Raw genomic sequence first — 12787 nt, forward strand, 5'->3', positions numbered from 1 at the left:
GTGCCCGTGTCACCGAAGTCCCACGCGTACGACGCGATCGTGCCGTCCGGATCCGCCGACGCCGACCCGTCCACCGCCACCGACAGACCCGTCGCCGTCGGCGTGAACGCCGCCACCGGAGCCTGGTTCGGCGCCCCCAGAGCGATCTTTCTGTGCGATGCCATCTCGCTCGGGGTCAGGACTCGGTCGTAGATGGCGACGTTCGAGATCGCGCCCTTCAGATACGGGCTGGTGCCGGCGTTCGGCCAGCCACCGATCGTGTCGCCGCCGATCCGCCAATAGCCGGAGTAGGGGTGCGCGGACGTCGTGTCGAGGCTTGCTGCGATCTCGACGCCGTCTACGTACAGCTTCTGACCGAAGGGGCTGAGCGTGGCGACGACATGATGCCAGCGGTCGTCGTTGAAGTTCGTACCACCACCGATGGCCCGCGTCTCTCCCGGATAGACGCCGAACGACACACGTCCTGCGCCGTCGATGTAGACGTTGCGGTCGTTGTTCACGGAGTCGCGAGTGGCGGCGTCTCCGAAACCGATGATCTTGCCTCCGCTGGTGCTGTCGGTCTTGAACCACGCCTCGATCGAGAAGACCTGCGGCGCGGGAGCCGAGGTGAGCGTCCGTGCTCCCGAGCCTGCGGTACCCGCGAACGTGGTCGTCGGTGCGGAAGAGGTGGTGACGGGACCGGTCGATCCTCGCGTCCCGTTGTCCACGATGAGGTGGTTGCTGCCGGCCCGGTCGAATCCCGCGTTGCCGCTGCTCTCGTTCAGAGGCCAGTAACTGACCGGAGCCGCCGTGAGCACTGCCTCGTCGTATGCGGTGGGCGCCGGCGTTGCCGTCGGGGTGAGCAGGCCCGCCTGCCGGTGCGCGGCGATCTCGCTCGCCGACAGTCCGCGGTCGTAGATCGCGACGTTCGAGACCGCGCCTTTGAGGAACGAACTGCTGCCGGCATTCGCCCACGCCGTCGTCATGCTGCCGCCGACTCGCCAGTGCCCCGTGTACGCATCGGCGGTGGTCACCGTCGGCTTCGATCCGATCTGCACGCCGTCGACGTACAGTGTCTGCCCGGCGGAGCTCACGGAGGCGACGACGTGGTGCCAGGTGTCGTCGTTGAACCCGGGAGCGCTCGTGACCGTCTGCTGCGATCCCTTCCACACCCCGAACGTGACCCGTCCGGTGTTGTCGAGGTAGACGTCCCTGTCATGGGTGCCCGCCTTGCCGTTCTGGGTCGCGTTGAAGCCGACGATCGCGCCTCCGGTCTTGCTCGCGGTCTTGAACCACGCCTCGATCGTGAAGACCTGCGGCGCCGAGAGGGAGTTCTTGCTGCCGCCGCCCGAGGTGTCGGCGCCGGTGAACGCTGTCGACTTCGACGTCGGAGTCGACGCGAGCGGGCCGGTGGCCCCCAGAGACGCGTTGCTCATCACGAGGTCGTTGGCACTCACCCCGTTGAGCCCCGCTGCGGCGCCGCCCTCGTTGAGCGGCCAGTACGCGGTCGGGTTGCCAGCGAGCACGGCCTTGTCATAGGAATTCGATGTCGTGATGCTCGCGGCCGTGACGACGGGCGTCCAGTCCGTCTGCGTCGAGTTGCCGAACCCGTCGATCGCCTTGATGCGGTAGTTGTACGTCGTGCCCGAGGCAGCGGTCGTGTCGATGAACGACATCGTCGGGCGGGTCCAGAAGTTGGAGATCGCGGTCGTCTCGGTGAGGGGAGTCGTCATCCCCCTGTCCTGACGGAACACCTGGTAGGTCAGCTTCTGGCTGTCGCGGTCGTAGTTCGCGCTCCACGTCAGCTTGTTCCCCGCGCGCACAGCGGAGGTGGTGAGCTTCCATGCGCTGCCCTGCTCCTGCGGTCCCTGCTTGTTCGGCGCGACGTTCTTCGAGGCGAAGCGCACGATGCCCTGCTGGGCGACGCCGTTCACCTTGAGGAACTCGCCGCCGATCAGCACGTAGTCGCCGGCGGCGGTCACCTGCCACGGGCCCTGGGACTGGCCGGTGTACGTGCCAGGGGTCCAACTCGGGTACCACTGCAGCAGCGTCGGTGCCTGATTGCCCTCGAAGTTCCCGTAGGCTCCTCCGACCTTGTCCTTCGTGATGACCGGGCCGGTCGGCGCCTGCGAGAAGGCCAGCGAGTTCTTGAACCGCAGTTCGGACGACTCAGGGAAGCCGCCGATGTTCGAGCAGTTGTGCGGGTGTCCGACGACGTAGACGGTCGACGGCGTGGGGGCGACGTCGTAGCTGTCGCCGTGGCAGTCCTCCATCCAGACCAGGCTGCCGTCGCTCCAGTTCGCACGGAACGCACCCTCGAAGGCGCCGCCGTCGGCCTGGAAGTTGTGTGCGGCGCCGGTGCCGTACACGCTCTCGCCGTCCGACGAGAGCGAGTACATGATGCCGTAGCCGCTCGCGCTCGCGCCGCCGTTGCGGAGCACGCTGTTCATGGCCCACGGCATGATCGCACCCGTGCTCGCGTTCAGGGCGGTGATGCCTCGGCCCGGGTTCGTCGATCCGTTCACCGAGGTGAACGATCCCGAGACGACGACCTTGGAACGGTCGGGGGACACCACGACGGCCTTGGCTCCGTAGCCTCCCTGCACGTTCGCGGTGAAACCCGTCACCGCGCCCGTCGTCGTCGACACGGCGGCGACCTTGGTGCGCTGAGTGCCGTTGATCGTGGTGAACTCGCCCGCCAGATAGACGGCGGACTCGGTGACGGCGAGGCCGTCGATGCGTCCGTTGGCCTCGGGAGCCCAGTTCGTGACGAGCGCTCCGGTCGCGGTGTCGAAGGCGGCGACCCGATACCGCCACGCTCCGCCGGCCTTCGAGAACATGCCGGCGACGTAGATGCGGGTGCCGTCGGCGGACTTCTTGATGTCGAGCACGGTGTTGTTCGCGCCCGGGTTCCACGACGCGATGAGCTCGCCGGTCGTGAGGTCGTACGCCAGCAGGTTCGCGCGAAATGTCTCGTTCGTGCCGGGAGCGGCGCCGGCGGGTCGGGCCTTGGTGAAGCTGCCGCCGACGTACACGGTGTTGCCGACGACCTCCTGTGCGTAGACGACCCCGTCGATCTGGACGGTCGGCAGCCCGTCGGCGGCGACCGTCTCCGGCGTGCCCGGCGCCGGAGAGGTGTCGGCCGTCGACGCGGCGGGAACGGACAGGCCCCCGAACGTGAGCCCCAGTGTCAGGGCGACGGCTCCCCAGAGCGTCGTCCTTCGCGCGCGGCGAGCGCCGCCGTTCCCGGCCGCGCCGAAGCGGCCATCCCCAATGGTGTGCACGTCGTTCTCCCCAGAATTCAGCACAGAGCACGCCCCAGCGTGCGGATCGATGTATGGTCGCCGCCGCCCACGGGTGGACGGCGGCGGGTATGGGAATGAGGGTAGAGGAGGGGTGTTCACACTATGCCGTCGGTGCTGTGTACACGCGTCGGCGCGGCACAGGAGAAGGGGTGGGACCGCGTCGAGACGCGGTCCCACCCCTCGGAGTGGTCGTGAGAGGTCAGGGGATCGCCCGGCGGAACGCGAGGAACGACACCCCCGCGAGGACCGCGACCACGACGAGCCCCCACAGCGCCAGGCCGAGGGCACCGAGGTCGCCGATGCCGCGTCCGACGTGACCCCACAGCTCGAGGCGAGTCACGAGGAACACGAGCCCGACGAGCACGAGTGCCAGCGCGATGCTCGCGATCGTGAGCACGAGTGGACCCCAGCTCTTGTAGATCGTCGCGCCCGTGAATCCCACGACGAAGAAGAACAGTGCGAGCGTGAAGTAGACGATGAACGCCCCGACCGGACCGGCCTCCCACAGCCACGGCAGGTAGAAGACCCACCCGTTCACGCCGTATCCGTTCGTGAGGGTCTCGACGGCTCCTCCGAGGAGGAACAGCACGCCCATGAACGCGCTGCCCAGCACGGCCGTCAGCACGGTGCCGAGGAAGAAGTCGCGTCGCGTGATGCTCATCGCCTGGGAGAACGGGAAGGTGAGTGTCATGGCCGACATCCCGATCGCGAAGAAGTACCAGAGGGGCGCCTGTCCGCCGCCGCCGTACTTGGGCTCGTCGCCCGGGATCATGGCGTAGATCAGCACCGAGATCAGGGTCGCGGCACCGAGCACGATCAACGGGACCCAGACGAAGGTCTGCCGGTTGATCAGCTGCAGGCGGATGACGTTGAGTGTGCGTCGCATCAGCGGACTCCTTCCTTCGCGGCGTCGCCCGTCGGGGTCGACTCCGCCTTCTGCGTGAGCCGGACGATCAGCTGCTGCAGCGAGACCGGCGCGAGATCCAGACCGGATGCCGTGATCTCGGCGCGCTCCTCGGCGCTGAGCCGCCCCAGTACGGTGACGGACGCCACCCGGCCGAGCGACTCGCGGTGCAGGACCTCGCGGCCGGAGGCCCAGGCATCCACCTTCGCGGCATCGCCGACGACGGTGACGGCGCGGTCCCGCACGGCATCCGTGTCCTCGTTCAGCAGGATTTGCCCGTTGTCGATCACGATCACCTTCTCGATGAGGTTCGAGACCTCGTCGATCAGGTGCGACGAGAGGACGATCGTGCGCGGGTGCTCGGCGTAGTCCTCGAGCAGCCGGTCGTAGAAGATCTGCCGCGCCACGGCGTCCAGGCCCAGGTAGGGCTCGTCGAAGAACGTGAGGTCGGCCCGCGAGGCGAGCCCGATGATCACCCCGACCGCCGACAGCTGGCCGCGGGAGAGCTTCTTGATGGTCTGCTTCATGGGCAGCTGGAACTGCTCGATCAGCTCGTCCGCGAGCGCCTGGTCCCAGTTCTCGAAGAACAGGCTCGCGGCCTGGAAGGCGTGGCGCGGATAGGCGTCGTCCGGGTACTTCTGGCTCTCGCGCACGAAGCAGACCCGGTTGAGGACGTGCGTGTTCTCGTAGGGGTGCTCTCCGAACACCTTCACGGTGCCGGACGACTCGAAGTTCTGCGCGGTGAGGATCGACATGAGTGTCGTCTTGCCGGCGCCGTTGCGCCCGAGGAGGCCGTAGATCGCGCCCCCGTCGAGGCTGAGCGACACGTTGTCGAGTGCGCGCTTGTCCTTGTAGCGCTTCGTGAGGTTCTGCACCTCGATGACGGCGGTCATGCGGGGTTCTTCCCTTCTGTCTGTGCTGCATCGGTCTGGGCGGCCCGCTCGGTGAGCAGGGCTGCGAGGTCGTTGGCGCTGAGCCCGAGCGTGCGGGCTTCGGCGAGGAGCGGGTCGATGTAGCGGTCCGCGAACGCCGAGCGACGCTCCCCGAGCACGATGTCGCGGGCGCCGGCGGCGACGAACATGCCGATGCCGCGGCGCTTGTACAGCACTCCCTTGTCGGTGAGCATGGCGACTCCCTTCGCTGCCGTCGCAGGGTTGATCCGGTAGAAGCCGGCGAGCTCGTTCGTCGAAGGCGCCTGCGTCTCCTCCTCGAGCGAGCCGTCGATGATCGAGTCCTCGATCTGCTCGGCGATCTGGAGGAAGAGGGGCTTTCCTTCTTCGATCACGAGTCCTCCGCGCTGGTTGGTGGGTTAGTTACTGGACTAGGTAACCACTTAACCCCGCGCGTGTCAACCGTGCGGTCGCGGGACTGCTCTGCCCGGGCACAAGTTCGGAGCGGATGCCGCGCCACGCCGGTACGGCAGGGAAACGACCGGCGTGGCGGCCGCGGGCTCCGCAGTTGTGCCCGGGGTGGGGGCGGGGTCCGAGGGTGGGGGCGGGGCCCCGGGGTGTGGAGGGGCGCTCGGGACGGGGCGGGGTCGGACCGGGGCCCGCTTCAGGCGCGCGGGCGGCCCACGTACATCGACCCGTGCAGCTCGGCGACGTGGTCGAAGGCGAGACGGCTCGCAGCACCGGCATCCCCGGCGCGCAGCGCGTCGACGAGGCGGGCGTGCTCCTCGTTCGACTCCCGCAGATACTCGATGCGGTAGGGGATGAAGTACGCGTAGAGCTCGTGCGAGACCCGGTGGTGCAGGTCGACGGCGCCCGCAGCACCGCCCATCGCGGCGAGCTCCTCGTGGAACGCCGCGTCAGCGGTGCGGAAGCCCGTCCAGTCCGGCACCGTGCGCATCTCCTCGACCAGGGCGTCGAGCCGCGCGAGCCGGGCGTCCTCGGGCGCGGCACCCGCCACCGCCGCGAGGCCTGCCTCCAGTACGGCGCGCTGGTCGATCAGGGCGTGCACGTGCGCGGCATCCGCCCGGTACGCGTCGATCTCGCCGACGGTCCCGACGGCCGGCGAGTCGGCGATGAATGTGCCGCCCGCGTGGCCCTTGCGCCGCACGACCACGCCCTCCTCGCTCAGCGCGCGGTAGGCGCGGCGCACGGTCATCTCGCTGACCTCGAACGCGCGGGCCGTGTCGTCCGTGCCGGGCAGGCGCTGGCCGGGCACCAGCATCCCGAGCTCGACGGCCAGGGAGATGCGGGCCCGAACGGTGTCGACGGCCGTGGTGCGGCGGATCGCGCCGAGCGCCGGGGAGGCCAGGTCCATCGTGCGTCCTCGTCTCGGGTCGGCACCGGCCGGGCCTGGTCGGCCTAGCTCGTCGCGCGTTCCTCCGCGCGGTCCGGTGCGGCGTCGTCCTCGGCGGGGTCGGCGTCGAGGCGGAAGCGCCTGCCCCACACGATACCGACGACCATCGCCGCGGCGGGGATGAGCGCGAGCACGGTGCTCACCACGACGCTGCCGCCGGTGACGAGCGTGAAGTTCGACAGCACGAGCCACAGCGCGAGCACGAGGCCGATCACCGCGAGCACCGGGAAGACCCTGGACTTCACCGAGCGCCCGGAGGCGAGCTCGGGGCGTCGTGCGAAGAACACGAGCACCGCGATCGAGGTCGTCAGCATCAGCAGCACCATGCCGACCGTCGCCACTCCGGCCATCGAGCCGAAGACCCCGACGAGCGGGTCGAGACCCAGCACGGCCAGCACCGCGAGCACGATGGCCGCCGTGATCGTCTGCACGACCGAGGAGAACGCCGGGGAATGGTGCGAGGCGTGCCGACGGCCGAGCCGCGCGGGCAGCACGGACTTCTGCGCGAGTGTGAACTGGTAGCGCGCGATCACGTTGTGGAACGAGAGCACGCACGCGAACAGGCTCGTGATCAGCAGCACCTGCACGACGTCGCGCACGATCGGCCCGAGGTACTGCGTCGTCGTGTCGAGCAGCAGGTTGCCCTCGCCGGCGAGCGTCTGCTGCGCCACGGCCACCGCGTTCGCCGCACCGACGCCCGTGACGAGCGCCCAGCACGAGATCGCGTAGAACACGCCGATGATGATGACCGCGAGGTAGGTCGCCCGTGGGATCGTGCGCTCGGGCGCGCGCGCCTCGTCGCGGAACACCGCCGTCGCCTCGAAGCCGATGAATCCGGTCAGAGCGAACAGCACGGCCACGCCGATGCCACCCGTGAACACGTTCGCGGGATCGAAGGTCTCGAGCGCGATGCCGTCGGCGCCGCCCGTCGCGAAGATGACGACGTCGAGCACGACCACCACGAGGATCTCGAGAGCCAGGGCGATGCCGAGCACCTTGGCGCTCAGGTCGATGTGCCGATAGCCGAGCACCGCGACGATCGCCATGGTCGCGAACGAGTAGAGCCACCAGGGGAGGCTCGGTCCGCCGAAGAACGTGACGAGGTCATCGACCGCCCAGCCCATGTAGCCGTACACGCCGACCTGGATCGCGGTGTAGGCGACCAGCGCCGTGAAGGCGGTGCCGAGACCGAGGCGTGAGCCGAGGCCTGCCGTGACGTAGGAGAAGAAGGCTCCGGCCTCCTTCACGAACGGGGTCATGGTCACGAAGCCGACCGAGAACACGAGCAGGATCACGGCGGCGAGCGCGAAGCCGATCGGCGCACCGGGGCCGTTGCCCGAGCCGATCGCGATGGGCACGTTGCCGCCGATCACGGTGAGGGGTGCGGCGGCGGCGATCACCATGAAGACGATCGCGCCGGTGCCGAGCTGGCCGTCGAGGCGCTGGCGCGGCTCGGCGAGGGGGGAGACGGTCATGAGGGTCACTTTCGACTGAGCATCCATGCACGGATGCGGGAGCGGAGGGTTCGGGACAGCGAGAGTGGTGCGGGTGCGGGTGCGGGCCGAGGTCAGTACAGGTCGGTGCGGCGGTCGTGGAGGTACGGGTTCTCCCGGCGAGCGCTGCGGGTGGTCTCGGGATCGATCGTGGCGATCAGGAGACCGGTGTCGTGCGGGCCGAGGGCGGCGAGCGTCGTGCCGTCCGGGGCGGCGATGCTGCTGCGGCCGACATAGGCGAGGTCGCCCTCGACGCCCACGCGGTTCACGTAGACGACATGTATCTGGCTCTCCCAGGCGCGCACCGGGATGAGCCGTTCGGCGATGTGCGCGTAGGGCTCCATCTGCGCGGTCGGCACGATCACGGCATCCGCTCCGTCGAGGGCCGCGGCGCGCACGGTCTCGGGGAACTCGACGTCGTAGCAGATGAGCGCCGAGAGCCGGACGCCGTGCAGCTCGACCGTGCCGGGGAGGGCGTCGCCCGGCACGAACAGGCTGCGGTCGAGGTCGCCGAACAGGTGCGTCTTGCGGTAGCGGAGCAGTTCGCGCCCGTGGCGGTCGATCAGGACGAGGGAGTTCGCGATCCCGCCTCCGGGCATCGGCTCGGGGAGTCCGGCGACGATCGCGATGCCCTCGGCGGACGCGATCGTCGCGACGCGGTCGGTGAGGTCGGGGGTCGCGAGCGGGGCGAGGCGCTCGCCGATGTTGTACCCGGTCACGAACATCTCGGGGGTCACGAGCATCTGCGCGCCCTGAGCGACGGCATCCCGCGCGGCGGCGGCGACGATCGCCAGGTTGGCGTCGACGTCTCCCGGGACGCCCTCGTGCTGCAGGCCGGCGATGGTCAAGGTCATCGGATGCTCCTCGTGGTGCGACGATGCACCCATCAAACAGATCATTGTGATCTATTAGATGACCATTGTGTTCCGATCGTGTTACCTCCGCAAGGGCGAGTCCCTCAGCCGCGCAGATCGCGGGCGCGCAGCGCGACAGCCGACGCGACCACGAACACGACCGCGAGACCCCACGTGAGCGCCAGACCCCCGGCATCCACTCCCTCGGCCAGAGGCGACTGCCGGTACACCCAGGCGTACGGCGAGAGCGCGTTCATCCACTTCAGATCGCTCGATTGCTTCGCGAGTGCCTGCAGGATGTACCCGAGCACCGCGATGCCTGCGCCGACGCCGGTCGCCCAGATCCGGCGACCCGTCGCGGCCCCCGCGAGCAGTGCGGCGGATGCCGTGAGGAACGCGAGGCCGGTGAGGGCGGCGCTCGCACCCACGATGCGCCAGCCGTCGAGCCCGAGGTCGGACGGGCCGTTCAGCGCCGCCACCATCAGGCCCGAGAGCCCGCCGAGCCACAGCAGCCGCACGAGCACACCGAGAGCTGACTCGAGCGCGTACTGCCCGCGACCGATGCCGTGCGCGAGGTCGAGTTCGGCACGGCCGCTCTCCTCGGCGCCGGCCAGCGCGGCAGACCCCCACACGACCGCGGCGATCGTCAGCAGGAGGAAGCCCATCAGTCCGTAGAAGGTGCTCTGCGTGTAACCAGCGCCGCTGGAGATCTGGTCGTAGCCGATGGTCTCGACGAGCTGCTTCGGGAGGGCGGCGATGAGGTCCTGCAACTGTGCGCTGCCGCCGAGGCTCGGGTACAGCGGCAGGTAGAGGGCCAGGACGGCCGCGAGTCCGAGGGTCCAGCCCAGCAGGCTGCGCCACGACTCGCGAAGACTGCGGCGGAACACCGGGAGGATGCCGTTCATCGCCGCTCCTCCCGCCGTGCTCGTCGTGTTCGTGGAGCGGTGCGCGCTCCCTCGACGCCCCTGCCTGGCGCCGAGGCCCCTGCGGGATCGCGTGAATCGGAGGGGGCGTCGGCGACGGAGGGGGGCGTCGGCGTCGGCGCGGCCGGTGAACCGGATTCGCCGTAGAGGCGCAGCACGGACTCCTCCAGGTCGGGCTCCTCGACCGTGAGATCCTGCACCTCCCACGCGGCGAGCGTCTTCACGAACGGATCGATCGCACCCTCCACCGTGCCGTTGACGTGCAGGATGCCGTCGGCGTCGCGCACCTCCAGGCCTGTGACCCCGGGCAGGGCCTGGAAGGCGGATCGCGCAGCCACGGCATCCGTCGCCCTGATCGCGGCGCGGATGCGGCGGACCGACCCCAGACGCAGCGAGGCGACGTCGCCGTCGGCCACGACCCGCCCGTCGGCGAGCACCGCCACCTCGTCGGCGGTCTGCTGGATCTCGCTGAGCACGTGCGAGCTGAGCAGGACGGTCTGCCCGGCATCCTGCGCCTCGCGCACCATCTGCAGGAACTCGCGCTGCACGAGCGGATCGAGGCCGCTGGTCGGCTCGTCGAGGATCAGTAGTTCCGGGCGGTGCATGAACGCCTGGATCAGGCCGACCTTCTGCTTGTTGCCTTTCGACAGCGTGCGCACGGGGCGGTTCAGGTCGACGCCGAGGCGGTCGGCGAGCTCTCGCGCGGTACGCAGCGTCGTGGCGGTGTCGCGGGCACCGGACACCTGCGCGTAGAACGACAGCATCCGGTGCCCGCTCGATCGTCCGTCGAGGCGCAGCTCGCCCGGCACGTAGCCGAGTCGGCGGCGCAGCGCTGCACCGCCGTGCCGGGGGTCTTCGCCGAGCACACGCACGCTTCCCGAGGACGGGCGGATCACGTCGACCAGAGTGCGCAGCGTCGTGGTCTTGCCGGCTCCGTTCGGGCCGATCAGCCCGAACACGGTGCCCGGGCGCACGTGGAGGTCGAGCTCGTGCACGGCGACCCGATGGCCGTAGCGCTTGTGCAGCCTCTGGATCTCGATCGCGTCGGTCATGACGTCTCTCCTTCCGTCGCAGCCTCGTCGTCGGCGAGGGCCTGCCGCGTGCCCTCGAGCAGCGCGGTCGTCGAGTACACCCCGTGGGTCAGCAGCTCCATGGTGGGCAGCGTCAGACGTCGGAGTCCGGCCGCGCTGAGCTGGTCGGAGCCGAGCACACGGGTGAGCTGTGCCCGCATGACGAGCGGGCCGAGCCCGATCAGCGTCACGAGCAGCGTCGTCATCTCGGGGTCGCTCATCGGCTCGAGCATCCCGGCGTCGCGCTGTCCGTCGAGCACGGCGCGGGTTCCATCGAGGATGCTGTCGAACAGCCGGTCGGCCGCGGGCGAGCCGTCGACGAGCATGCGCGCGAGGTAGTCGATGTAGGGGCCGTAGCGCTCGATGTCGTGCATGGCGGCGCGGATGCGGTCCTGCGTCGGGGCGTCGATCACCCCGTGGTCCTCGTCGATGAAGACGCTCACGACATAGGAATCGCACTCGTCGCGCAGCGTGTTCTTGTCGCCGAAGTGGTGCACGATGAGCGCCGCGCTGACGCCGGCCTCCCGGGCGATGCTGCGCAGGCTGGCGGCGGCGAAGCCGTCACGGGCGAAGGCGACGATCGCCGCGTCGCGGATCCGCGCGCGGGCGGTGAGGTCATCAGATGCTGAACGCATGTACAGAATGCTAAACGTACGTTCAGTCCGCGTCAAGAGGTCGCGCTCGTACGCTGGTGGAGTGGACTTCCCCTACTCGCGCCTGCGCCGTCGCCCCGACGTCGAGGCGGAGAACCTGCAGGCGCACGACGCGACCGACCTGCTGCTCGTCGACCGCGCACTCTCCCTCGGCGTGGAGGGGCCCGAGATCGTCGTGATCGGCGACGAGTACGGTGCGGTCACGCTGCCGTTGACGGCGGCCGGGCTCCGCGGCATCCGCGTGCACCAGGATCTCGCGACCGGCCGCCGTGCGCTCGCGCTCAACGCCGCGGACCTCGGTCTCGAGGGATTCGAGCCGCACGAACTCGGGGCGGCGCTGCTGTCCGGGGCGAGGCTCGTGTTGCTGCAGCTGCCCAAGTCGCTCGCCGAGCTCGAGGAGATCGCGGATGCCGTCGCACGGTGGGCCGCTCCCGACGTCCTGCTCGTCGCGGGAGGCCGGGTCAAGCACATGACTCTCGCGCAGAACGAGGTGCTCGCGCGAAGCTTCGGCCGTGTGCAGGCCGAGCGCGCCGAGCGCAAGTCGCGTCTCATCGTCGCCGCCGAGCCGCGGGAGGTCCCAGTCGAGCCGCCGTTCCCGGTGGAGCAGCGGCACGGAGACTTCGTGATCTCGGCCCACGGCGGTGCGTTCGCCGGCGCGAAGCTCGACATCGGCACGCGGGTTCTCCTCGATGTGCTCGGCGAGATGGATACCGCGGCGGCGGACGCCGTGGTAGACCTCGGCTGCGGCACGGGCGCGCTCGCCGTCTCGTACGCCCTGGCCCACACCGATGCCCGAGTCATCGCGACCGACCGCTCCGCCGCGGCCGTCGCCTCGGCGCGCGCCACCGCCGTCGCGAACGGCGTCGCCGACAGGGTTGCCGTCATGCACGACGACGCGGCCTCGGACCTGGCTGACGCGAGCGTCGACCTGGTGCTGCTCAACCCTCCGTTCCACCTGGGGACGAGCGTGCACACGGGGGCCGCGACGCGGCTGTTCGAGGCCGCCGCACGCATCCTCCGCCCCGGCGGCGAGCTGCTCACCGTGTTCAACTCCTCGCTCGGCTATCGCGCCGAAATGACCCGCCTCGTCGGGCCGACAGACCAGCTCCACCGCACCCCGAAGTTCACCGTCGCGCGCAGCATCCGGCGCTGACGAAACGCCCGGGCGACACCCGGGCAATCCCCCGGTCAGGCGGAGAAAGTCAGACAGGCTAGCAAATGCGGATTTGCCCCTGACCGGCCATTTCGTTACGTTGGAAGTCGGGCCTGACGGTCCGTAGACCAGTCCGCGGTCGCGTCCTT

The 12787-nt window shown here is 69.6% G+C and carries 11 protein-coding genes; 1 reads left to right on the plus strand and 10 read right to left on the minus strand.

Going from position 1 to position 12787, the window contains the following annotated elements; translation table 11 throughout:
* The 10 genes from AKH00_RS11825 to AKH00_RS11870 all read right to left on the minus strand — a co-directional run.
* On the minus strand, positions 1 to 3263 hold a 3263-nt coding region (locus tag AKH00_RS11825; protein ID WP_050722967.1), incomplete at its 3' end, for a LamG-like jellyroll fold domain-containing protein.
* Positions 3264 to 3483: 220 nt separating this feature from the next.
* Positions 3484 to 4170: a hypothetical protein gene (locus AKH00_RS11830; protein WP_050722968.1), complete on the minus strand. Its 687-nt coding sequence runs from the start codon at positions 4168 to 4170 to the stop codon at positions 3484 to 3486.
* Positions 4170 to 5081, minus strand: coding sequence for an ABC transporter ATP-binding protein (locus tag AKH00_RS11835; RefSeq protein WP_050722969.1), 912 nt, complete (start codon positions 5079 to 5081; stop codon positions 4170 to 4172). The genes AKH00_RS11830 and AKH00_RS11835 overlap by 1 nt, the downstream gene beginning before the upstream one ends.
* Complete coding sequence (locus tag AKH00_RS11840) at positions 5078 to 5473, minus strand: GntR family transcriptional regulator (RefSeq protein ID WP_050722970.1); 396 nt, start codon at positions 5471 to 5473, stop codon at positions 5078 to 5080. The genes AKH00_RS11835 and AKH00_RS11840 overlap by 4 nt, the downstream gene beginning before the upstream one ends.
* 269 nt (positions 5474 to 5742) lie before the next feature.
* The gene (locus AKH00_RS11845; RefSeq protein ID WP_050722971.1) at positions 5743 to 6453 is read right to left on the minus strand and encodes a FadR/GntR family transcriptional regulator; all 711 of its coding nucleotides are present in this window, start codon (positions 6451 to 6453) and stop codon (positions 5743 to 5745) included.
* Between the two features lie 44 nt (positions 6454 to 6497).
* Positions 6498 to 7967, minus strand: a complete 1470-nt coding sequence (locus tag AKH00_RS11850; protein WP_050722972.1) for an APC family permease — start codon at positions 7965 to 7967, stop codon at positions 6498 to 6500.
* Between the two features lie 92 nt (positions 7968 to 8059).
* Positions 8060 to 8839 (minus strand): carbon-nitrogen hydrolase family protein, encoded by a 780-nt coding sequence (locus AKH00_RS11855; protein WP_200903852.1) that lies wholly within the window; start codon positions 8837 to 8839, stop codon positions 8060 to 8062.
* A 104-nt stretch (positions 8840 to 8943) separates the two neighbouring features.
* Positions 8944 to 9744 carry an ABC transporter permease subunit gene (locus AKH00_RS11860; protein ID WP_050722973.1) on the minus strand — a complete coding sequence of 267 codons (801 nt, stop codon included), beginning with the start codon at positions 9742 to 9744 and terminating at the stop codon, positions 8944 to 8946.
* Positions 9741 to 10814: an ABC transporter ATP-binding protein gene (locus tag AKH00_RS11865; RefSeq protein ID WP_050722974.1), complete on the minus strand. Its 1074-nt coding sequence runs from the start codon at positions 10812 to 10814 to the stop codon at positions 9741 to 9743. Before AKH00_RS11865 ends, AKH00_RS11860 begins: the two co-directional genes overlap by 4 nt.
* Positions 10811 to 11467, minus strand: coding sequence for a TetR family transcriptional regulator (locus AKH00_RS11870; RefSeq protein WP_050722975.1), 657 nt, complete (start codon positions 11465 to 11467; stop codon positions 10811 to 10813). The genes AKH00_RS11865 and AKH00_RS11870 overlap by 4 nt, the downstream gene beginning before the upstream one ends.
* A 61-nt stretch (positions 11468 to 11528) precedes the next feature.
* Between AKH00_RS11870 and AKH00_RS11875 the strand changes: the two genes are divergently transcribed.
* Positions 11529 to 12638, plus strand: a complete 1110-nt coding sequence (locus AKH00_RS11875) for a class I SAM-dependent methyltransferase (protein WP_235556765.1) — start codon at positions 11529 to 11531, stop codon at positions 12636 to 12638.
* Positions 12639 to 12787: the final 149 nt, after the last annotated feature.

The organism is Microbacterium sp. GCS4 (assembly GCF_001262495.1).
In the GTDB taxonomy this organism is placed as follows: Bacteria; Actinomycetota; Actinomycetes; order Actinomycetales; family Microbacteriaceae; genus Microbacterium.